The 23095-nt window shown below is 32.6% G+C and carries 20 protein-coding genes; 11 read left to right on the forward strand and 9 right to left on the reverse strand.

The genetic code is table 11. The annotated features are described in order from the left end of the window. Nucleotides 1-57 precede the first annotated feature (57 nt). From BC961_RS03080 to BC961_RS03090, 3 genes are all read left to right on the forward strand, one after another. Complete coding sequence (locus tag BC961_RS03080) at nt 58-525, forward strand: DUF5606 family protein (protein ID WP_121924371.1); 468 nt, start codon at nt 58-60, stop codon at nt 523-525. An 84-nt stretch (nt 526-609) separates the two neighbouring features. Next, nucleotides 610-1392 carry a nucleoside triphosphate pyrophosphohydrolase gene (mazG, locus tag BC961_RS03085; protein WP_121924372.1) on the forward strand — a complete coding sequence of 261 codons (783 nt, stop codon included), beginning with the start codon at nt 610-612 and terminating at the stop codon, nt 1390-1392. 230 nt (nt 1393-1622) lie between these two features. Then, nucleotides 1623-3071 (forward strand): APC family permease, encoded by a 1449-nt coding sequence (locus BC961_RS03090; protein WP_121924373.1) that lies wholly within the window; start codon nt 1623-1625, stop codon nt 3069-3071. A 1-nt stretch (nt 3072) separates the two neighbouring features. On the opposite strand, the gene BC961_RS03095 is transcribed toward BC961_RS03090, so the two are convergent. Then, entirely contained in the window at nt 3073-3759 is a 687-nt protein-coding gene (locus tag BC961_RS03095; protein ID WP_121924374.1) for a Crp/Fnr family transcriptional regulator, read from the reverse strand. A 110-nt stretch (nt 3760-3869) separates the two neighbouring features. Here BC961_RS03095 and BC961_RS03100 point away from each other — a divergent pair, with 110 nt between their 5' ends. The 8 genes from BC961_RS03100 to BC961_RS03135 all read left to right on the forward strand — a co-directional run bounded on the left by BC961_RS03100 (nt 3870) and on the right by BC961_RS03135 (nt 12737). Continuing rightward, entirely contained in the window at nt 3870-6275 is a 2406-nt protein-coding gene (locus BC961_RS03100; RefSeq protein ID WP_121924375.1) for a heavy metal translocating P-type ATPase, read from the forward strand. Between the two features lie 117 nt (nt 6276-6392). Next, entirely contained in the window at nt 6393-6596 is a 204-nt protein-coding gene (gene ccoS, locus BC961_RS03105) for a cbb3-type cytochrome oxidase assembly protein CcoS (protein ID WP_121924376.1), read from the forward strand. 53 nt (nt 6597-6649) lie between these two features. Continuing rightward, a complete protein-coding gene (gene ccoN, locus BC961_RS03110) occupies nt 6650-8827 on the forward strand; it encodes a cytochrome-c oxidase, cbb3-type subunit I (protein ID WP_121924377.1) in 2178 nt (725 codons plus the stop codon). A gap of 18 nt (nt 8828-8845) precedes the next feature. Further along, entirely contained in the window at nt 8846-9025 is a 180-nt protein-coding gene (locus tag BC961_RS03115) for a cbb3-type cytochrome c oxidase subunit 3 (protein WP_121924378.1), read from the forward strand. Between the two features lie 19 nt (nt 9026-9044). After that, entirely contained in the window at nt 9045-9986 is a 942-nt protein-coding gene (locus BC961_RS03120; protein WP_121924379.1) for a cbb3-type cytochrome c oxidase N-terminal domain-containing protein, read from the forward strand. A 74-nt stretch (nt 9987-10060) separates the two neighbouring features. After that, nucleotides 10061-11479 carry a cytochrome c oxidase accessory protein CcoG gene (gene ccoG / locus BC961_RS03125; protein WP_121924380.1) on the forward strand — a complete coding sequence of 473 codons (1419 nt, stop codon included), beginning with the start codon at nt 10061-10063 and terminating at the stop codon, nt 11477-11479. Between the two features lie 37 nt (nt 11480-11516). Further along, nucleotides 11517-11969: a FixH family protein gene (locus BC961_RS03130; protein ID WP_121924381.1), complete on the forward strand. Its 453-nt coding sequence runs from the start codon at nt 11517-11519 to the stop codon at nt 11967-11969. Nucleotides 11970-12035: 66 nt separating this feature from the next. Beyond that, on the forward strand, nt 12036-12737 hold the full coding sequence (locus BC961_RS03135) for a sulfite exporter TauE/SafE family protein (RefSeq protein WP_121924382.1): 702 nt from the start codon (nt 12036-12038) through the stop codon (nt 12735-12737). Between the two features lie 66 nt (nt 12738-12803). On the opposite strand, the gene hemN is transcribed toward BC961_RS03135, so the two are convergent. The 8 genes from hemN to BC961_RS03175 form a co-directional block, all read right to left on the reverse strand. Further along, nucleotides 12804-14168, reverse strand: a complete 1365-nt coding sequence (gene hemN, locus BC961_RS03140; protein ID WP_121924383.1) for an oxygen-independent coproporphyrinogen III oxidase — start codon at nt 14166-14168, stop codon at nt 12804-12806. A gap of 114 nt (nt 14169-14282) precedes the next feature. Then, complete coding sequence (locus BC961_RS03145; RefSeq protein ID WP_147440527.1) at nt 14283-14759, reverse strand: hypothetical protein; 477 nt, start codon at nt 14757-14759, stop codon at nt 14283-14285. 138 nt (nt 14760-14897) lie between these two features. Beyond that, a complete protein-coding gene (locus tag BC961_RS03150) occupies nt 14898-15245 on the reverse strand; it encodes a hypothetical protein (RefSeq protein WP_121924385.1) in 348 nt (115 codons plus the stop codon). Nucleotides 15246-15383: 138 nt separating this feature from the next. Further along, nucleotides 15384-17399: a DUF349 domain-containing protein gene (locus BC961_RS03155; protein ID WP_211331303.1), complete on the reverse strand. Its 2016-nt coding sequence runs from the start codon at nt 17397-17399 to the stop codon at nt 15384-15386. A gap of 259 nt (nt 17400-17658) precedes the next feature. Beyond that, a complete protein-coding gene (locus BC961_RS03160) occupies nt 17659-18408 on the reverse strand; it encodes a shikimate dehydrogenase family protein (protein WP_121924386.1) in 750 nt (249 codons plus the stop codon). Then, the gene (locus tag BC961_RS03165) at nt 18408-19805 is read right to left on the reverse strand and encodes a tetratricopeptide repeat protein (RefSeq protein WP_121924387.1); all 1398 of its coding nucleotides are present in this window, start codon (nt 19803-19805) and stop codon (nt 18408-18410) included. Before BC961_RS03165 ends, BC961_RS03160 begins: the two co-directional genes overlap by 1 nt. Before the next feature lie 204 nt (nt 19806-20009). Further along, nucleotides 20010-21197 (reverse strand): aspartate aminotransferase family protein, encoded by a 1188-nt coding sequence (locus BC961_RS03170; RefSeq protein ID WP_121924388.1) that lies wholly within the window; start codon nt 21195-21197, stop codon nt 20010-20012. A gap of 49 nt (nt 21198-21246) precedes the next feature. After that, nucleotides 21247-22833, reverse strand: a complete 1587-nt coding sequence (locus BC961_RS03175; protein ID WP_245980794.1) for an OstA-like protein — start codon at nt 22831-22833, stop codon at nt 21247-21249. Between the last annotated feature and the right edge of the window lie 262 nt (nt 22834-23095).

Raw genomic sequence — 23095 nt, forward strand, 5'->3', positions numbered from 1 at the left:
TCTTGGTCTTTAACGAAAAAATAATAAGTCAAATTCTTAATAATAATTACAAAAAACATGAATTTAGAAAAAATATTAGCGATTTCTGGGAAACCAGGTTTATATGTATTACAAGTACAAACTCGCACAGGATTTGTTGCAGAATCATTAGTTGATGGAAAGAAAATCACCGTTAACTTAAAAAGTAATGTGAGCTTATTATCTGAGATTTCTATTTACACGTATGAAGGTGAAAAACCACTGTCTGAAATCATGCAAAAAATTGCTGATAAAGAGAATAAGCAACCTGCAATTTCTCACAAAGAGGATAACGCAACATTAACGTCTTATTTTAAAGAGATTTTACCGGATTATGATGAGGAAAGAGTCTATCCTTCTGATATTAAAAAAGTTTTAAACTGGTACAATATGCTTCAAGCAAAAGGTCTTGTGGTAGATACAGTTCCAGCTGTTGCAGTTGAGGAAGAAGCAGCGGTCGTTGCAGATGCGGCTCCAGCTAAAAAAGAAAAAGTAGAGAAAGAATAATTTTACTTTTAAATACAATTTAATCCTGTTCAGCTATTTTTTCTGAACAGGATTTTTTTATTTTTACTAAAAAATAGAATCCTAATGAATTCAAGACAAAACCAGTTACAAGCTTTCGGAAGATTATTAGATATAATGGATGATTTGCGCGAAAAATGCCCTTGGGATATGAAGCAAACCATGCAAAGCTTACGTCATTTAACTATTGAGGAAACCTATGAATTAGGTGATGCTATTCTAGATAATGATATGTCTGAGATCAAGAAAGAATTAGGTGATGTTTTATTGCACATTGTTTTTTATTCGAAAATTGGAAGTGAAACTAATGATTTTGATATCGCTGATGTCTGTAATGAATTATGTGAAAAGCTAATACATCGTCATCCGCATATCTACAGTGATGTTGTTGTAAAAGATGAAGAAGAAGTAAAGCAAAACTGGGAAAAACTCAAACTAAAAGAAGGCAAAAAATCTGTTTTAGAAGGAGTGCCAAAAAGTTTGCCTGCATTAGTAAAAGCGAGCCGAATTCAAGATAAAGTAAAAGGTGTGGGATTTGATTGGGAGGAATCGCATCAAGTGTGGGATAAAGTGCAAGAAGAATTAGCCGAATTACAAGTTGAGGTCGAAGCTGGTGATCAAGATAAAATTGAAGACGAATTTGGGGATGTTTTATTTTCGATGATAAATTACGCTAGATTTCTAAAAGTAAATCCAGAAGATGCATTAGAACGTACCAATAAAAAATTCATAAAGCGTTTTCAGTATTTAGAAAGTAAAGCTGGAGAGCTAGGAAAACCACTGATGGATATGACCTTAGCTGAAATGGATGTTTTTTGGGAAGAAGCGAAGCGGCTTCCTAAAAAATAGGATTTGAAAATCTTTGATTTTCAAATATTTCAATTTTGGGAAGAAGCGAAGCGGCTTCCTAAAAAATAGGATTTGAAAATCTTTGATTTTCAAATATTCCAATTTTGGGAAGAAGCGAAAAAGCTATAAGTGTTCAGTTCTTAGTGATCACTGAAAGGTGTTCACAAGATAATATTCAATAACAAGTATTCAGTTCTATATTAATAGATTGTAGAATAGTAAATTAACCAATGGCAGAAAACAAAACCGAGTTAAAGCGTTCTTTAGGATTAATAGATGCGACGAGTTTAGTCGCAGGTTCTATGATAGGTTCAGGGATCTTCATTGTTACTTCTGCCATGGCGAGAGATATTGGCTCTGCAGCTTGGCTCTTGGTAATATGGATTGTGACAGGATTAATAACTGTTGCAGCTGCATTAAGTTATGGAGAATTAGCTGGAATGATGCCTAATGCTGGTGGGCAATTTGTATATATTCAAAGAGCATACGGACGATTAATTTCGTTTCTATATGGCTGGACTGTTTTTACAGTGATTCAAACGGGAGTTATTGCAGCCATTGCAGTAACATTTGCTAATTATGCTGCAATATTTTTTCCAGTTTTAGATATAACGATTTTTACTGTTGGTGCAACGTTTGTTTTTTCGTACCAAAAAGTTTTAGCAATTTTTAGTATTGTTTTGTTGACATTTATTAATACCAAAGGGATTCAAAGCGGTAAAACCGTTCAATTGATTCTCACTTCAGCAAAATTAATTGCACTTTTTGCATTAATTGTTCTAGGATTGTATGTGGGCTTGCAAACAAATATCCTGTCAGATAATTTTACAAATATGTGGGAGGCTAGTAAAACAGTTGCTAATCCTGATGGAACTATTACAGTTACTAAACTTGCTGGAATGGCACTTTTGGGAGCTGCAGGAGCAACCATTATCAATTCCCTTTTCTCCAGTGATGCATGGAATAATGTTACATTTATTGCTGGCGAAATTAAAGAGCCGAAAAAGAATATTCCGCGAAGTTTATTTTTGGGAACGTTGATTGTAACTGTCATCTACGTATTGGCAAATCTAGCGTATTTAGCTTTATTGCCGCTGCATGGAACTCCTGGAGTTACTGATGTAGCTAATAACGGAATCATGTTTGCGAGCAACGATAGAGTAGGTGCTGCAGCTGCAAGTATGATTATGGGAAATATGAGCGTTTTTGTAATGGCAGCATTAATTATGGTATCCACTTTTGGATGTAATAGCGGCTTAATTCTCTCTGGTGGAAGATTGTTTTTTGCAATGGCTAAAGATGGATTGTTTTTTAAACAAGCAACTGAACTTAATAAAAACCAAGTTCCTGCAAAGGCTTTATGGGTTCAATGTATTTGGGCTTGTGTATTATGTGTTTCTGGCAAATTTGGAGATTTACTTACGTATGCGACTTTTGCATCGCTACTGTTTTATATATTAACAATCATGGGTGTTTTTATCCTTCGAAAAAAAGAACCAGATGCTGATCGACCTTACAAAGCGTTTGGTTATCCACTTGTTCCTGCCATCTACATTGTAATTACAACAGGTATCTGTTTAACTTTATTAATCTATGATACTTTCAATACGGGTTTAGGACTTTGTATTGTCGCTTTAGGAGTTCCAGTTTATTATTTGGTAATGAATAAAAAAGCCTAAATTAAACTGTTCGGCTAATTTTTTTCAGCTTACTAATATCTTTAAGGACTATTTTTTTACCTGATAATTCAATCAATTCTAATTTCTTGAAATCTGAAAGTAAACGAATACAGCTTTCAGTAGCTGTTCCTATCATGCTTGCTAATTCATCACGAGAAAGCTGAACTTTCAATGAATTATCTTCGTTTTTGCCAAAAGTATCGTGCAGATAAAGAAGTACTTCTGCTAATCTTTCTTTTACAGTTTTCTGAGCTAAATTAACCATATGGTCATCGGCATCTCTTAAATCACCGCATATCGATTTCATAACATTCATAGAGAACTGATTGTTTTTATCGAAAAATCCCATTACTTCTGTCTTTGGAATAAAACAAACTTGCATGTCTTCTAAGGCAACTGCACTTAGGTTCACAGGCTCTTCACTAATCATTGAGCGTTGTCCTAATAGTTCGCCTTTTGTAACTAATTTGACAATGTGATCTTTACCATTTGCGCTGAGTTTTGTTAACTTGCAAATACCATCTTTTATGCAGTAAATTCCATTTACATTTTCTCCTTCTTCAAATATAACTTCCCCTTTTTTAATAATGTGAGAGGTTTTACAATCAGAAATTTTTAAAAGCTCGTCTTTTGTAAGTGCTTTTAGTGAGCTAAATTCTCTGACGATACATTGTTCACATTTACTCATAATAGAAGATGGGTTTTTAACTTGACAAATTTAGACATTTATATGACAAATATCATTTTTTTAAGTGAATCAATTTAGCAACCTTTGCCCTAGGTAAAATGAGCAATGTTATGGACACACAAAACTGTTTCCATTGTGGTTTAGATATTATAAAAGAGGACGAAATTATTTTTGATGCTAAAAGTTTCTGTTGTAACGGTTGTAAAACGGTTTATGAAATTTTTAGTCTGAATGATATGTCTTGCTATTATGATTTCGAAAAATCACCTGGAGCAACTCCGCAGGATATTAAAGGTAAATATGATTTTTTAGATAATGAAAGCATTGTATCCAAACTTTTGGAATTCGAAGAGAATTCAACCGCTATTATTTCACTTAACATTCCACACATACACTGTAGCTCGTGTATTTGGATTTTGGAAAATCTACAGCGTCTTCAAAAAGGAATAAGTACTTCCCAAGTTAATTTTCCTGAAAAGAAGGTGCGAATTACCTATAATCCTGAAATCGTAACCATCAAGAGCATTGTTTACTTACTCAGTTCGATAGGCTATGAGCCATATATTAGTTTAGAAAACTATGAAACTGGAGATAATAAAGTGGATCGCACGCTAACTTATAAATTAGGCGTTGCTTTTTTCTGCTTTGGGAATGTGATGTTGTTATCCTTTCCTGAATATTTTGAAGTAAAAGAGTATTGGCTAGATCAATATCGCGGTTTCTTTAGATGGTTAATTTTTGCTTTGGCAATGCCAAGTTTCTTTTACTCGGCTAGTGGATACTACGTTTCTGCATACAAAAGCATTAAAACTAAAATGCTAAATATTGATATTCCTATTGCTTTGGGAATTATGGTGATGTTTGTTAGAAGTGCATTTGATATCATAATGGATTACGGTTCAGGCTTTTTTGATAGTTTGACAGGATTGATTTTCTTTATGCTTTTAGGTAAAATGTTCCAAATCAAAACTTATAGTTTCTTAAGTTTTGAAAGAGATTTTAAATCCTATTTCCCAATTGCAATTACTAAAATTAAAGCAGACTCCTCAGAGGAAAGTGTGCCAATTTATGAGGTCGAAAAAGGAGATCGTTTGCTGATAAGGAACCAGGAATTGATTCCTGTGGATGGAATCTTAATCTCAGAACAAGCTGAAATTGACTATAGTTTTGTTACAGGTGAAGCCGTTGCAATTGCAAAGAAATCAGGAGATAAAGTCTTTGCAGGCGGAAAGCAAATAGGGAAAGTTATCGAAATGGAAGTTTTACATTCGGTTTCTCAAAGTTATTTAACGCAGTTGTGGAGTAATGATGTTTTCCAAAAAAATGTCGAGCAGAAACACAAAACCATTACAGATAGCATTTCTCGCTATTTCACACCAATACTATTACTTATTGCTTTTTCATCTTTTGGTTACTGGATTTTTATAGATGCTAATATCGCTTTTAATGTTTTTACAGCTGTTTTAATTGTCGCTTGTCCGTGCGCTCTAGCATTAACAGCTCCTTTTACTTTTGGGAATGTATTGCGAATTATGGGTAAGCAGAAATTTTATCTGAAGAACGCATTAGTGATCGAGCAATTGGCAAAAGTTGATACCATTGTTTTCGACAAAACAGGAACAATTACGACGAATAAAAAATCAAATATCTCTTATGAAGGCGATGAATTATCAGATGAAAATTTATTGTTGATAAAAAATGTCCTTCGCGCTTCTAATCATCCATTGAGTCGGATGTTATATGATTATTTGCCTTTACCAATTTTAGAAAATAAATCTACTTCAAATGCTAAAAAAATGAAAGTTGATTATTTCGAAGAGATCGTTGGAAAAGGTATTAAGTCGCAAATTTTTGGTTACCATATTTTAATTGGTTCTGCGGCTTTTGTGGAGAAAATAGAAAATTCTAATCTTCAGCAAACGTCAGTTCACATAAAAATTGATGAGGTATATTATGGAAAATTTATTTTTAACAATCAGTACAGAGATGGTTTAGAGGAGTTATTTAATGTTTTAAGTAAGCAGTATAAAATCAAAGTTTTATCTGGAGATAATGAAGGTGAGCGATCGGTGCTAGAGGAATTGCTGCCTAAAGGAACTGAGCTGGTTTTTAATCAAAAACCAGAACAAAAATTAGAGTTTATTAAAAACTTGCAAGATAGTGGTAGTAACGTTATGATGGTGGGTGATGGTTTGAACGATGCTGGTGCTTTGGCACAAAGTAACGTAGGGATTTCAATTTCAGAAAATGTAAATGTGTTCTCTCCCGCTTGCGATGCTATTTTAGATGCTACTGAATTTAAGAAATTAAATTATTTTCTCAACTTTTCTAAGAATTCTATTACTACAATTAAAATGAGTTTTGCACTGTCTTTATTATATAATGTAGTAGGTCTTTCATTTGCAGTGACTGGTAATTTACTGCCACTAGTTGCTGCTATTATAATGCCGCTGAGCACTATAACAATTGTTAGCTTTGTGACAGTGATGAGTAGCTACTACTCTAAGAAGAAATAAATTTGAAATTAAAATAATTGTGTATCTTCACATTTATTTAACGTTTGTCAATGTGTATGACAATTGTCATGTTTTGCGTAAAATAATCACAGTAATTTTGTTCACATAAACTTAGGTATGAGTGTCATTTATTTATTAATAACCATCAGTATAATCATTGCGATTGGCTTTTTTATTGCCTTTATAACAGCAGTAAAAACAGGACAATACGATGATGATTACACGCCGTCTGTCAGAATGCTTTTTGATGATGAGTTGATGAAATCTCCAAAAAAAGTAACACAATTAGAAGAAATTGAAGAAAAGGAGCAGGATAAATAGTCCTGTTCTATTGACTTCAAACATTAAAATTAAAATAAAAAACAAATTTAATTATGGAAATGCAGCAGTTTTATTATGACAACAAAATTGTAAAGAAATTCATTTTCGCTACTATCGCTTTCGGTGTAGTAGGGATGATAGTTGGGCTCACATTGGCCTTTATGTTTCTTTTCCCAAACATGACCGATGGAATATCGTGGTTAAGCTACGGTAGGTTGAGACCTTTACATACAAACGCTGTTATTTTTGCTTTTGTAGGAAATGCTTTTTTTGCTGGAATGTATTATTCCATGCAGCGATTGCTTAAAGCGAGAATGTTTAGTGATTTATTAAGTAACATTCACTTCTGGGGTTGGCAGCTAATTATTGTTGGAGCCGCTATAACACTGCCTTTAGGTTATAGTTCTTCAAAAGAATATGCTGAGCTGGAGTGGCCTATTGATATTGCAATTACCATTATTTGGGTTGTAATGGGAATCAATATGATTGGGACTATGATAAAACGTAGAGAGCGCCACTTATATGTTGCGATCTGGTTTTACTTAGCAACTTTCGTTACTGTTGCGGTATTGCATATTTTCAACAATTTAGAGATTCCGGTATCTGCTTGGAAAAGTTATTCTGTTTATGCAGGAGTTCAAGATGCATTAGTTCAATGGTGGTATGGTCATAACGCAGTTGCATTTTTCCTAACGACTCCTTTCTTAGGTTTGATGTATTACTTTGTACCTAAAGCTGCTAATCGTCCGGTTTACTCATATAGACTATCTATTGTTCACTTCTGGTCTTTAATTTTTATTTATATCTGGGCTGGACCGCACCACTTGTTATATTCGGCATTACCTAACTGGGCGCAAAACTTAGGTGTTGCATTCTCAATTATGTTGCTTGCTCCATCTTGGGGAGGTATGATTAATGGATTGTTAACATTAAGAGGTGTTTGGGATAAAGTACGTGTTGATCCTGTTTTAAAATTCTTCGTTGTAGCAATTACTGGTTATGGTATGGCTACTTTTGAAGGTCCAATGTTGTCTCTTAAAAATGTAAATGCTATCGCGCACTACACGGACTGGATTATTGCACACGTTCACGTAGGTGCATTAGCATGGAATGGTTTCTTAGCATTCGGTATGATTTATTGGTTGGTTCCTAGAATGTCTAAAACTACTTTGTACTCTTTAAAGTTAGCTAACTTCCACTTTTGGATTGGTACTTTAGGTATTATATTATATACAATTCCAATGTATGTTGCTGGTTTCTTGCAAGCATCTATGTGGAAACAATTTAATCCAGACGGAACTTTAACGTATGGTAACTTCCTTGAAACGGTAACTCAAATCATGCCAATGTATTGGATGAGAGCTATTGGTGGATGTCTTTATTTAACTGGAATGCTTGTTTTAGTGTATAACATCATTCAAACACTAAGAGCAGGATCTGTAATTGAAGATGAATTAGCTGAAGCTCCAGCATTAGTAAGAATTAGCTCTGGAAGAGTTAAAGGAGAAAAATTCCACCCTTGGTTAGAAAGAAAACCAATTCAGTTAACAATTTTAGCAACTATTGCTATTTTAATTGGAGGTGTGATTCAAATTGTTCCAACTATAATGGTTAAATCTAATATCCCAACAATTACAAGTGTTAAACCATATTCTCCGCTAGAATTAGAAGGACGTGATTTATATATTCGTGAAGGTTGTGTGGGATGTCACTCTCAGTCTGTTCGTCCTTTCCGTAGTGAAGTAGAACGTTATGGACCACAATCTAAAGCAGGTGAGTTTGTTTATGACCATCCATTCTTATGGGGATCAAAACGTACAGGACCAGATTTATTAAGAGTAGGTGGTAAATACAATGACAACTGGCACTTTAACCATTTCTGGAGCCCACAAAGTATTTCAGCCGGTTCTATTATGCCTGGATATAAATGGTTGTTTGATAATAAAGCAATGGACATTTCTCATACTCAAAAGAAAATGGAAGTGATGGTAACATTAGGTGTTCCGTACACAGAAGCTGAAGTAGCTGGTGGATTAGATAACCTAAGAAAACAAGCAATTTCGATTGAAGAAAGTTTGAAAAACGATCCAGATTTTGTGAAAAGTTACGAGGAAAGCAAGCAAAAAGCAGCAGCTAGAGGTGAGGAATTTGTTCCAATGAACGAAAGAGAAATTGTAGCAATGATTGCTTACATGCAAAGACTTGGAACTGATATAAAAGTAAAGAAATAGTACTAAAATTATAGAGTCATGTTCGAACAAGTAAAACATAATTTAGAGACCATTGATGGTGTGGAAACATTTCCAATCATATCGTTATTAATATTTTTTTCCTTTTTTGTAGGATTAGGAATTTGGGTTTTTTCCTATAAAAAAGAGAGAATAGACGAGTTGAGCCAAATGCCATTAGAAGACAATAAAATAGTATAATTTTTTAATAATATATAGAATGAAAAAATTAATTCCAGCATACGTTAGCGTAATTGTCATTTTCTTTGCTGCATTTGGGGCGATGGAATATTTCATAGACTCGGGCAATCAACCAGCTTTCATTAGGTATCCTATGGTTTCTGTCTTCTTACTAGTATTTCTTTTCGTATTAATAGCGATATCAATTACAATGAGAGCGGTAGATAATATTACGTATCATTTAATGACCGAACAAGAAAAAGCCGAATTACAAGAGAAATGTGATGAGAGTTTTACGGATAGCGAATGGTATAAAAAATTAGTATCAACATTTGTAAGACCAGAATCTACAATAGTAAGTGAAGATCAATTACTGTTAGAGCACGATTACGATGGTATTAAAGAATTAGATAACAATCTTCCGCCATGGTGGGTATATTTATTCTATGCTTCTATTTTTTTTGGAATTGTTTATATGGTTAGATTCGAAGTTTTAGGTGCTGATGACCAAGAAATGGAGTTGGCTAAAGAGATCGCTCAAGCTAAAATTGAAGTAGCAGAATATATGAAAACTGCTCCTGATATGATGGACGAAGAAACAGTAACAGTATTAACTGATGCTGCAGATTTATCTGTAGGTAAGGAAATATATATTACAAATTGTGCAGCATGTCATAGAGCAGATGCAGGTGGACAAATTGGTCCAAACCTAACAGATGATTACTGGATTTTAGGTGGCGGGATAAAAAATATATTCCACACATTAGTAAATGGTGGTCGTGATGGTAAAGGTATGATTGCATGGAAAGGAACTTTAAAACCTAAAGAAATGCAAAAGGTAGCGAGTTACATTATCTCATTAAGAGGAAGTGATCCAGCTGATGCAAAAGAAGCAGAAGGTGAAGTTTGGGTAGACAAAGATGCAGCTAAATCTACTACAATTCCGGTACCAAATGCTATTGACTCTACACAAGTAAAGTAATATCATAATAAAAGAGCTTTATAAAAATCATATTTTTTTAGAGCTCTTCATTAATTTTTTTTAAAATTAAAAAAATGTCAAAATTACCAGACGAAGCTTTTAGAGATACTATTGGAACGATAGATGTAGATGGTAGTAGAAAATTTATTTTTCCAAAAAAACCTTCAGGTAGGTTTTATGATTACAGGAAGTGGGTTAGTTATATTTTACTAATTATTCTTGTCGCTAATCCTTTTATAAAGATTAATGGCAATCAGTTCATGATGTTTAATATTCTTGAACGTCGATTTAATATTTTCGGATTTCCATTTTGGCCACAGGATTTCTACATTTTTGTTCTTTTTTTACTGGTAGGTGTCGTATTCGTAATTCTGTTTACTGTTATTTTTGGACGGATATTTTGTGGATGGATTTGTCCGCAAACTATATTTTTAGAGATGGTTTTTCGTCGAATTGAATATTTGATTGAAGGAGATAGAGGAGCTCAAATTCGTTTAGAGAAACAAGAGTGGAACGCGGAGAAAATCAGAAAAAAAGCACTTAAATGGACTGTGTTTCTTATTATTTCGTTTTTCATTGCTAATGTATTTCTTGCCTATTTAATTAGTAGTGATAAACTATTTTTAATGATTGAAGAAGGACCTGTAAATCACGTGAGTACTTTAATTTCTTTACTGATATTCACAGGTATATTTTACTTTGTTTTCGCATGGTTTAGAGAGCAAGTATGTATTATTGCTTGTCCGTATGGAAGGTTACAAGGAGTTTTACTAGATGATAAATCTATAAATGTAGCTTATGACTTTGTACGAGGTGAAAAGGAATTAGGAAGAGCTAAATACAATAAGCAAGAAGATCGCGCTGCAAGTGGAAAAGGAGATTGTATTGATTGTAAACAATGTGTGCATGTTTGTCCTACCGGAATTGATATTCGTAACGGTACTCAAATGGAATGCGTAAATTGTACGGCTTGTATTGATGAATGTGATGTTATTATGGATAACATCGGTTTGCCTAGAGGTTTAATCCGTTATGCATCAGAAGAGGAAATTGAGAAGAAAAATAAGTTTAAGATAACGCCAAGAATTAAGGGATATTCAGCTGTATTATTTATTCTTACAGGAATTTTAATTGGTCTTTTATTCTTACGTACTGATGTCGAAGCGACGATTTTACGTTTACCAGGGCAGCTATTCCAACATAAAGGAGATAATATAAGTAATATTTACACTTTCAAAATTATTAATAAAACTAACAATGATTTTAATGATGTTCATTTTAAATTAGTTGGTATAAATGGTACTTTGAATGTGGTAGGTAAACAAGAATTAAAAGTGCCAAAACAAGGAATGAGTGGTGGTACATTATTTGTCGAAATCAATAAAAATTTATTGGATAGCGATAAAACAAAATTGAAGATAGAAGTTTACGATGGTGATAAGAAAATTGAAACGAGTACGACCAACTTTTTAAGTCCACGAAGTTTCGATTAACACTTTAGCAATACTTCAAATTATTAAATAAAATATCATGAAAATTAATTGGGGAACAGCAATTGTCATTGCTTTCAGTTTGTTTATTTCGTTCATATTGTATTTTGTTATAAAAGTTCAATCAGATTCTAAATACGATAATGATTTGGTCGTAGAAGAATATTACAAGCACGATGCTAAATTTGGTGATGAGATGGAGCGCATTCAAAACGCTCAAGATTTAAAGTCAAAACCTATAATTACTATAGTGGAAGAAGGAGTTACTATTGTTTTTCCAACAACTTTAGTTCCAAAAAATATCAAAGGAAAAGTGTCCCTTTATAGACCGTCTAACAAAAAATTAGATTTCGAAATTCCTATTTCATTATCTGATGCTACTACTTTGCTCATACCTAAAAAAAGTTTGGCAGGCGGTCGATGGGACATTAACATGGAATGGAAATATGATGGAAAATTATATTTGACTAAAGAAACAATTTACATTAATTAGATAAAAGCCATAAAGTCAAATATTGACATTATGGCTTTTAATCTTTATAATATCCTATATAGTAAAATGCTATACTCAGCGTTTATATTCGGTTTAATAAGTAGTTTTCATTGCATAGGTATGTGCGGACCTATTGCGATGATGTTGCCTATTGATAGAACGAATCAAGCTAAAAAGGTAACACAAATAATTACATATCATATTGGACGACTAACTGCTTACGGAACTATCGGATTTGTTTTCGGACTTCTAGGTAAAGGTTTCTTCTTAGCAGGAATTCAGCAAAATTTATCGATATTCATAGGTGCCGCAATGATTATTGTAGTGTTGATACCAGAGAAGATTTTCGCAAAATATAATTTTTCTAAACCAGCGTATAGATTAATCTCTAAAATTAAGACATCTTTAGGAAGTCAATTTAGAAATAAAAGCTATAAGTCATTATTTACTATTGGTTTATTAAATGGATTTTTACCGTGTGGAATGGTTTATGTCGCTCTCTTTGGTGCAATTGCGATGCAAAGTGAAAGTCTTGGAGTTTTGTATATGATATTATTTGGTCTTGGTACAGTTCCTATGATGAGTAGTATTGTGTACATTAATTCGTACTTGACAATGCCTGTTAGAAATAAAATCCAAAAATTAATTCCATACGTTGCTGTTTTAATCGGATGCTTGTTTATTTTGAGAGGTTTAGGATTAGGAATTCCTTATATCTCGCCATCCAATATGAGCTTGTTCGTTCAAGAAGATCCAAATTGTCACTAATATATTAGTAAGCATATTTCAATAAAAAAACACGCTAACAGCGTGTTTTTTTATTTAACTAATAATTTATATTGTCATCGAAAACAATTCGGTTTCCGGAGCTTTTCGTTTTAATCGAAGATCAAAAGCCATGCAGATATTTCGAACATAAGGTTTTCCAGCATCTGCCACTTCGATACTGTTTTCTTTAATAATAAGTAAGCCATCGTTTTCCATTTCTTTCAATTGAATTAGAACATCTGGAATTTCTTCAAAGTAAACATCTTTATTTTCCCATGAAGTTTCAAATTGGCACATTAAATTCAAGATATGTTTTCTGATTATTAAATCTTCATTTGTCAGTGAATGTCCACGATAAACAGGTATTTTATCCCATTCTAATATTTGGTAATAATCTTCTAAGTTTTTTACATTTTGGGCAAAGCTATACCAACTATCACTAATAGATGAAACGCCCAAGCCTACCATTAGTTGCGTTTTTGAAGAGCTATAACCCATAAAGTTACGATGTAATTTTCCTTTTTCAAAGGCATCATGAAGACTATCCGTTTCTAGGGCAAAATGATCCATTCCTATTTCGTGATAACCATTTTCGAAAAGTAGTTTTTTACCTGTTTCATATAACAATCTTTTCTTGTCATCTTTTGGTATATCTTCATCTTTAAAACCACGCTGACCGTTTCCTTTAATCCACGGAACGTGAGCATAACTGTAAAATGCCAATCGATCAGGTTGTAATGATTTTGTTTTTTCTATCGTATCGATAATATCATCAAGTTCTTGAAATGGTAAACCAAAGATGATATCGTGGCCTATCGAAGTATAACCTATTTCTCTAGCCCAGAAAGTAACCTTTGCAACGTTGTGAAAGGGTTGTTCTCTGTGAATTGCTTTCTGCACTTTTGCAGAATAATCTTGTACTCCGTAGCTTACTCTTCTAAAACCTAAATCGTATAGCTTTTGCAAATGCTCGTAAGAGGTATTGTTGGGATGTCCTTCAAAACTAAATTCATAATTTTCGGCTTTAGTTGCGCTTGTGAAAATACCGTTAATTAAATCCTCTAAATTTTTTGGGGAGAAAAAAGTAGGCGTTCCGCCTCCTAAATGGATTTCTTTTACAGTTGGCTTTTCTCCTAATATTTTACAGTAGATTGACCATTCTTTTAAGACAGCTTCTATATAAGGATTTTCTACACTGTGGTTTTTTGTGATACGCTTATTACATCCACAAAAAGTGCATAGACTTTCACAAAAAGGAAGATGTATATAAAGACTTATTCCTTCTGGACCGTTACTTTGTATAAATGATTTTTTTAAGGTGTCAGTCCATGCTTCATATGAAAAATCAGCTTCATCCCAATAGGGAACCGTAGGATAACTAGTGTATCTGGGACCTGGAACGTTGTATTTTTGAATTAAGGAGTTTTTCATAATAAAAGCTTTTAGTAATATCCAAAAGTACTCCTAACACTAAATATTTAAAATGATATTTATCATGTTAGAAAAAGACAAAAAAAAAGAGACCTTTTTAAAGTCTCTTTTAAATTATTTAGTAATACAGTTATCAATTAGTGATTTCCATTTTTTTGCAAGCTGATGATCTTCGTATAAGCAAAGTTGCCCCATTTGGTCATTGACTATTTTGTAAAATGGAATAGATTCTGATTTTTTACTATTCATATATTGGAACTCTAAATCTACTTGATTTGTATCACCATTAGCACTGTCCTTAGTAACGTTCACTTTACAAGATTGTACATCATTTAAATTGATAAATGAATTAGACTCTGTCTTCGGGTTAAAATCCATTAAAATAAATCCTTTATTGTGTTCGTCGAAAGCCAAAACTTTTTTATTTAATGTGTCTATCACCTCAAATTTAAAATTTCCTGGCTGAGTGTATTGATTTATAATCGAATTAATTTTTGATTTATTAAGTGAATTTGATCGTATTGAGTAGAATATTGGAATAGCGATTAAGAAAGATAATGCAAGTCCGATAATTGTAATTGAAGTGTCCATTTTTTTTAATTTTAGGTGTTTATATAACAAGATGACTTGAACCAATTGATTTGTTCAAATAGTTTGAGTAAATAATATTAATTTGTGTTAATTGCGAGAATTAAAAAAGTCTCTTAATAATAGAAGTAAGAATATATTTTACCAAAAAGAGTGATACGGAAATAAGAGTAGCGAAACCATCTCGCATCGATTGATGTCTTGATTCGCATAACGGATGAAAAGAGTCTTAATTTTAAACTCTGGAAGTAAAGCTAAATAGCTTTCTAAATATTTTACTACAGTGTAGCTTTGTGTTTTATACTGTAATATAAAAGCAGCTGTAGTTTGAGGCTGAATAAAAACAGAACTATGTATACTGTCTGGTGAATAAGAAGGTGCTGTTTTTTCTATTTCGATGGAGTCACCCAATGATTTGCTAGCAGTAAAAGCAGCGAAAATAACTAATGAAAGTCCAATAATAAGTATTGTTCTCCTTAACCAATCCATAATGTAAATATAGCCATTGGATTTGATTATGAGTCATTCTTTCCTGTAAATGAAGGTTATTCTGCGAATTAATACAGATAAAAAAAAACCTCGAACAGTATTTGTTCGAGGTTACTACTTTATAAGCTTATTTGTAGTTTATTCTACGTTAAGATTTCGCAACTGTTTAAGTTTTTCTTTCCAAACAGTAAGCGTTTCTTTATGAATTGCTATGTTTTTTCTAACTTCTAGAACTATAGAGTTTTCTTTTTTAGCGTTACGCGTATTGGTGAAAAACTGAATGTTATTTTCTAATTGGAAAATTTCATTTTGAACTTCTTCAATTTTGCGCATGATAAAAATTTTCTCATTATCAAGCTTGCGTGTATCATTACTTTCAGATAAATGATCCATTCTATTTGAAAAACGCATCATCTCAGTATCTTTTTTACTTAGATTTAATTTTTCAAAAAGAGCATCTAGTATTTTATTGAACTTACCTTCGATATGTCTTCTTGGAAAAGGAACTTTACCAAAGTTTTTCCAAGTTTCGATGTGCAATTTTATAGCGTCTAAATCCGCTTTATGTTCACCTATCAGTTGAAACTCTCTTAGTGTTTCTAAATAGGTTTTCTTGTTATCGAATGCTTCTACTTCTTCACTATTTTCTTCGTTTTTTTGCTCTTTTAACTTCTCAAAATAATGATTACAAGCATCTTTAAATTCTTTCCAGATTTTATCTGAATATTTTCTCGGCACATGACCTATTTGCTTCCATTCTTCTTGAATTTGCTTCATGATAGGAGTAGTAGTAGCAAAATCTGTACTTTCTTGTAACTCTTTAGCTTTGGCTACAAGTGCCGTTTTTTTACTTAAATTATCGTTTTGATCCTTCTTAATATCTTTGTAAAAAGAGTTTTTGAAAGAATTAAAATTTCTAACAGCAGTTTTAAATGCAGACCACGTTTCTTCATTTACATCTGAAGGAACTTTGCCAGCTGAGAAAAAAGCAGTACGTAAAGCTTCTACTTTTTCAATCTGTGCAAGCCATTGCGAATGAGCATTAACTTTCTCAGTTGCTAAAACTTCAATTTGAGCGATTATTTCTTTTTTCTTTTCTAGATTTTCTTGCTCTGTACCTCTTTGGTTTTCAAACAAAACTTCTCTTTTATCGTGCATTTGTTTAGTTAATTCACTAAACTTATTCCAGATATCATCACGGTGTTCTCTAGAAACTGGACCGATATCTTCTTTCCAAATTCGATGTAAATCCTGTAATTCTCTAAAAGCTTTATTGATGTCCGCTTCGTTTACTAGTTCTTCAACACGAGCAACGATTTTTTGTTTTTGCTCAAGATTGTGCTTAAAGTCTAAATCTCTTGCTTCTCTATCTAAGTGTAAATAATCGTAAAAATTCTCTACATGGAAATGAAAATTATTCCATACATGATTGTACTTATCTTTAGGAATTGGTCCTGCATTTTTCCAACGGTCTCTTAAATCATTAAAATGTTTTAAGGTATCTTTAATGTTTGCTTGAGGATCTATAAGTTCTTTAAGTTCCTCAACGATTGCTAATCTATTTTCTAAATTAGATTTTAGATTAGTTTGCAAACTTTTGAAATGCGTATTTTTAGCATCTCTAAAAATGGAATAATATTTATCGAAATTTGTTTTTAGAGGAGAATGATATTGGAAATCTTCATTTGGATCTTGATTTTCAGCAAGGAATTCTTCTTTTTTCTCTTCTAAAAGATGATTGTATTTTGCTAAGAATGATTTTTTAATTTCTTCAATATGATCTTTAGCAGATAATACTTTTTCGTTCGAAACTAAATTAGATAACTCGTCTACTAATTCCTCTAATGATAAAGTATCATAATCTTGCATAGGAATAGCATGACGTTCTTTCAGTGTTTCATCTTCACTTTCTTCAGCATTTGAATCTGCGATAGCGTCAACGGCATTCTGATTTTTCGTTTCAACGGCATCAGTGGAATTACTTTCTTCTGGATTTACAACATTGTCTTCAGCAGGTTCTTCAGTTATTTCCGTAGATGCGGATTGCTCTAAATTATCCGTTGGAGATTGGTTTGTATCAACCGCATTGTTTTCCACGTTTCCATCTGTTTCGTTTTCATTACGAGACAGGTTATCATTCTTTTCTTCTAACATTTGTTCAATGTGTAAGGTTTGTAATTGTATCTATTGCGAAAGGTACTAAAGCCCTATGAAAGTACAAAATTAATATGCTAATTATGGGCACTTTTGATGGAAAACAATCGATTTAAAGTGATTATAAATTATGAAGCTGAGCATTCTTGCCTAAGTATTAATTATTTTTAGGTATTTGAAAACCTTGTAAATAAAAAAAAAGCTATAACTTTTAAGGGTTGTAGCTTGAAATATTGGTAGATGTCTTTGTGTTTTAGTTTTATTTATTCCAAATTTTCCATGCTTTCTCGGCCTGAAAAATGAGCATATCTAAACCATTTTTTGTTTTAGCGCCTCGTTCTTTTGCTTTTTTTAAAAATTGTGTTTCTTCTGGATTGTAAATTAAATCATAAGCAATATGCTTTTCTGTAAAATACTCGTAAGGAATTAGTGGAAAAGCATCAATATTAGGACTTGTTCCTACTGGAGTAGAATTAATTATGATTTGGTAATTTTCAAATGTTGAAGCATTAATAGCTTCATAACTAATTGCATTTTCTTTCGCTTCTCTGGAAACAAATGTATAGGAAATCTTTAACTCGTCCAAAGCGAAAGCTACACCTTTTGAAGCGCCACCTGTTCCTAAGATTAATGCTCGCTGATGACTTTTATTTAATAGAGGTTTTAACGATTTTTTAAAGCCAAAATAGTCTGTATTGTATCCTTTAAGCTTGCCTTTTTTGGAAACTTTAATCGTATTAACAGCACCAATTTTCTTTGCTTTTTTTGATAATTTATCCAAGAAAGGAATTACAGTTTCTTTGTAAGGAATTGTAACGCTCAAACCTTTTAATTCTAAATTGTCTCTAATAATCTCAGGTAAAGTTGTGATTTCTTGAATATCAAAATTCTCATAAGTACAACCTTCAAAGTTTTCATTACTAAATTTCTCAGTAAAATATCCTTTAGAAAAGGAGTAGCTTATATTTCTACCCAACAAACCAAAACGCTTTTTTACTATTTCAATCATTATGGTTTTATGTATTTTAAGATATGATTCTGAACTATTTTTCTTGCCCAAACTACCGGATATAATTCCTCGAGAACAACTTTGTTATCAAAGTTTAGTCGTAAAGCATTACTCAAATGAAATTTTGCTTTAGTATTGTCAGCTTGCATATAATACAATCCAGCTAATCGATATTCAACTTCGTTTTCTTCCGGAAAATATTCAGACGCCTGCAGCAATGTTTTTATTGCGCTATCAAATTCTCCTAAAAATTGAAGAATATCAACCCAAAACAACCATGTCTCTAAAGAGTGGTCTCCAAATTCGACTGCTTTTCTATATCCAAACTCTGCTTCCTCAAAAAAGTTCATTTGTTTATTTATAGAGGCATATCGCTTCCAGTACAATTGATTTTGATTATCAATTGCTAATGCTTTGTTGACAAAGAAAAGTGCTTTTTGAAAGTTTTTTTGGCGAACATAAAAGTCAGTAATTGCAATCCATCCTTTATCAAGAAGCGGATCTTCATGCACTGTTTGATTAAAATATTTTAGAGCAAGTGCTTTATTTCCTAATTTCTCGTGACATTTTCCTATTCTTAGTAATGCATATGAAGTTGCATCATCTAGCTCTATAGTTCTTTCGTAACTTTCAATAGCTTCCTTATATTTTTTAAGTCTTTCAAAAGCTTTCGCTTTTTCCATAAACGCTCCTAAGAATTCATCGTCTATTAAAGTCGCGTAATCGAAAGCGCGAATTGCATTTTCATATTCTTTTACACCGTAATGCAATCGACCTACTTGGTGCCAAGCAATCTCACTGTATGGATTTTTTTCAATATATTCATTTAAGAAAGTAATCGCTTCTTGATTTTGATCTAAAAATTCAAAGCAATAAACAACATTATATAATGCAGATTGATCTTCTAAGTCTTCCTCTAAGCATTTGATGAAACTTTCTTTCGCTAATTCGAAATTATCCATGAATAAGTATTCCATGCCTATTAAATTATAGACATCTGCATAATCATCAGTATATTTTAAAGCAATTTTTAATAACTCAACTGCTTTTTCGTGTTGGTCTCTTTTAGAGTATATATTTGCTTTTTGAATGTATATTTCTTCGTTCGTAGGTTCGATTGCATATAATTCATTTAGCAATTTTTCGGCTAATTCTAGTTTGTCATCATAGACTAACATCTCCACTTGGACTAGTTTTAGTCCTGTTGATTTGGGGTGTTGATCAAGTGCTAACTTTAATGCTTTTTTAGCTAAAGCGGCCTTACCCATATCGAGATAATGAAGAATGATTTCTTCAAATTCCTCAGAGTCAAAAAAGAGCACTTTGTTGGTTTTCAACATAGACTCAAATTTAGACAAGGATAAGTTATAGTCTTCTTCTTCGTTGCTTAATTGCATACTGTGTTTTTTTAATTTGGCCTAAATAAAGTTAGGCATCATTAATGTTAAAGCGCTGAGGAGTAGGAATTGTTTTGAACAATTTAATTAACAAAAAACAAATTTCAATTAATAAATATTTTTGTTCATAACCTGCTATTCTAGTCCTGATGAAAGAGTGTAGCGTCCCGAAGTTTAGGGAGCAAGAATACCTTCGTACTATAATTATTCTTTATTGAAAATCTCGTCCATTACATCTAGCATTATTTTGCAACCTTCTTTAATTTCTTCATTTGAAATGGTAAGCGGTGGCGTTATGCGGATTGCTGTTCCTTCAAAAAGTAACCAAAATAAAATAAGTCCTTTGTCTTGACATTTAAGAATCACTTCATTAGTAATATCAGCGCTTTTTGTCATTGCGGCCAGCATTAATCCTCGTCCTCGTACATCCTCTATCAAAGGATGTACCAAAAGCGATCTAAATAAGTTTTCTTTCTCAATGGCTTCATCCATCAAATTCGTCTCGGTAATTTCCTTCAAAGTCGCTAAACAGGCTGACGCTATGACAGGGTGACCACCAAATGTGGTGATGTGACCTAATTTAGGATTATCGCTTAATAAATCCATCCTTGAAGCCTCGGCAGTGAAGGCACCTACTGGCATTCCGCCACCCATTCCTTTGCCCATTACCAAAATATCTGGAACTACATCGTAATGTTGAAATCCGAATAATTTTCCTGTTCTTCCAAAACCAGGCTGAATTTCATCTAATATCATCATGGCACCTACTTCATCACAACGTTGACGTACTTTCTTGAGGAAATCATTATGCGGCTGAATAAATCCAGCACCTCCTTGAATGGTTTCTAAGATTATTCCAGCAGTTTTAGTTGTTATTTTTTCTAAGTCTGCTTCATTATTAAAAGTTATAAAGTCAACATCTGGTATAAGAGGACGAAAAACTTGTTTGCGCTCTTCAAATCCCATCACGCTCATAGAACCCATTGTATTTCCATGATACGCATTATGACAAGAAATTAATTGACTTCTACCAGTTGTTCTTCGCGCTAATTTTAAAGCGCCTTCAATAGCTTCTGTACCTGAATTTACTAAATAAGTTTTGTTCAATGTTGGTGGTAGGAGTGAAACTAATAATTTGCAATATTCAACTGCTGGACTTTGCGAGTATTCGCCATAAACCATTACGTGAGAATATTTATCAAGTTGATTTTTTATAGCTTGATTTACTTTTGGATGCTGATGCCCCAGCGCGCAAGCAGAAACTCCAGCAACAAAATCTAAATATTTTTTATTATTTGTGTCGTAAATGTATGAACCTACCGCATGTGAAACTTCCATGCCTAAAGGATAAGGTGAAGTTTGTGCTTGATATTTTGTAAAATCAGTATTCACTTTTTTTATATTTAATGTTTTAAACTAATAACCGCTTAGAAAACTGTTATCATTTTATTTTTTTAGGCTTTGGTTTAGATTTTTTATCGTAATTCAAAGTTTCTTCTCTAATTTTCATTGGAGCATTGTCTTTTGCCGCAGTAGATTTTGACGCTTTAGCGGACTTATAAATGTCTTCACTTTCCTCAGGAGGAAAAATATCATCTTTTGTCTTTATTCTCTCGTCGCCACGCCACAATAATCCTCTAAGCTTACGGGCATTTTCTGGCAAATCTTTTTCAGGAAAAATATCACCATCAACTTGATTAAAAAATGTAATTGTTTCTATCTCATTTTTATTTAATAAAAGATTGATTTTGCTACTAACATTTTTATTAATGCCAATTAATTCTTGATCATCATTTCGCATATAATAAATCACTTCTGCATTCTTAACAATATCAACGTCCCGTAATTTTCCTTCCTCAAATTTTCCGTAGAGATTTTGGCCTTTTACTTGGTTGTAGCCAGTGCCCAAAGTATCTTTTGACACTATAAAAGTATTGTTGAGTACTTTAAGCGAATCTAACTTTTTAGAGTTGTTATTTCCTATAAGGTGCATAATGTCACCTGTGATTTGGCTTTCGCCATTCCATAATATAGGATTTCCTATCATTTTTGTCAAGGCAGTTTTAGAACTTGAATGTATCGAATCACATTTGCCGCTCATATCTGTTTTGTAAAAGCGTACATTATTAAAAGCTCTGATAATTCGATTTTCTTCCTTGCCAGTAACCATTAATTTTTTTCCATGAATATAGACGGAGTCATTTTCGACAAAATTTATAGCGACTGCTCTCTTAGTAACAAATACCGAATCTTGCTTTTTATACATTTCAGCATAATGGCCTTTGATAATTCCCCGATTAATAGAATCTGTAATTTTCACATTTCGCGTTGCCGAAGCAAATTCTCTATTTCGATCGTAATACAAACTATCTCCTTTAATCACGCGATCATCGTACTTGATGTACGATTTGTTGAGGAAGTGAGCTAGATTTTTTTTAGTATCATAAAAACCTTTTTCAGTGTAAATGAAATTTGCTTTACTAGTAATTGTCGACGGTCCTAAAAGATAGGAATGTCCGGAGTTGCTAAAATAATCGAGATGATTTGACTTAATGACGTAAGTTGGATTTGTAATCGTAACTGCTGTCAGGAACTGAAACTTCTTCTGAGTGACGTAATACCGGCCTGAATTACTTTGTAATATATTTTCTTTGTTGGTAATTGTTCCGGGAGTTTCGTAGAATGCTTCTTGTGTATTTCTATCAAAGTTAATTATTTCAGTTACAAGAGTTGCGTCTGGCGAACTCATAACAGCATCACCGGAAGCATATGCTTTTTTTAGATTACCATTATATTCAGCATATTTACTATTTAAAAACAAAGTGTCACCTTGTACCATTTGCACATTACCAAAAGCTTTTATGTAATTCTCTTTCTGGAAATAATAAGCTTTATTGCACGTCATTACAATTCCGTCATGATTTACACGAACGTTCCCAATAAGCAATAAAGCATCAGGAGTTTCTGTTTGATTTACATCTGCAAAATCAGAATTTTCAATAATAATTTTTTTCGGTGCTTGTGCCAAAATTAAATTGCTAGCAATCAACAAGAAACAATAACAAAGGGAAAAAAGTGATTTATTCAATGGATTTAATTTTTGTCAAATTTATGAAAAAGGATACAATCCTAATCCATATTAAGGTTTATTTATAATTGATCAAAAGCAATTACAATCATTTATAATTTATCGTCTTTACTGGTTTTTTCGAAAGAGGAAAAGAATTGACAATTTCAAACTAAATTCTAAATAATTGAAGATTAGATTTGAGTTACTTTCGATACTTTTA

The sequence above is a fragment of the Flavobacterium weaverense genome, assembly GCF_003688495.1.
Classification (GTDB): Bacteria; Bacteroidota; Bacteroidia; order Flavobacteriales; family Flavobacteriaceae; genus Flavobacterium; species Flavobacterium weaverense.